The sequence below is a fragment of the Thalassospira sp. UBA1131 genome, from assembly GCF_002311515.1.
Lineage (GTDB): Bacteria > Pseudomonadota > Alphaproteobacteria > Rhodospirillales > Thalassospiraceae > Thalassospira.
On the sequence record NZ_DCAO01000073.1, the window covers coordinates 7,591 to 8,309 of the forward strand.

At 57.3% G+C, this 719-nt stretch carries 1 protein-coding gene; it reads left to right on the plus strand.

The window, feature by feature from the left end:
- The coding region (locus B3Z49_RS11710) for an ABC transporter transmembrane domain-containing protein (RefSeq protein WP_296990991.1) at positions 1-719 on the plus strand (719 nt) is incomplete at both ends.

A 719-nucleotide genomic window follows, 5' to 3' on the forward strand; every position in this document is an offset into this window, starting at 1 on the left:
CCGCTGTTCCTGATTGTCATGTTCTATCTTGGCGGCTGGCTGGCATTGATCCCGATTGCATTGATCGGTGTGTTCGTACTGATCGGCATCGTTGCATTTCCGGTTGTCGCACGCCGTGTTTCCGAACTTGGTCGTCATGGTGCCAACCGTCAGGAATTCCTGGTGGAGACCGTCGGCAAGATGTCGGCACTGAAATACACCGCATCCGAGCAACGCTGGTTGGCACGCTTTCGCGATATTTCCGCTGATACAGCCTATTCCGGCTATCGGGTGGCGATGGTCAATAACGTCATCAATACATTGGCCCAGGTTCTGATGATTACGTCCGGTGCGCTTGTGCTTGCCTTTGGCGCGCAGCGGGTGATGGAAGCCCAAATGAGTGTCGGTGCGCTGGTGGCATCGATGATGCTGGCCTGGCGGGTTCTTGGTCCGATCAATCAGGCGTTTCTCGGCATGCCACGGCTGGCGCAGTTGCGCGGCAGTGTGCGCCAGATCAACCGCCTGATGACCATTGCGCCCGAAGGGGACCTTGTCCCGCGTTCGGTCGAACAGCATCGCTTTGACGGGGCGGTCACATTTTCACGGGTCAGTTTCCGTTACAGTGCGGATTCCGATCCGGCCTTGGTCGGGGTCAATTTTGATATAAAGCCGGGGCAAGTGGTTGCCGTGGTCGGTGCGAACGGGGCAGGGAAATCATCGCTGATCAAACTGATTGCCGG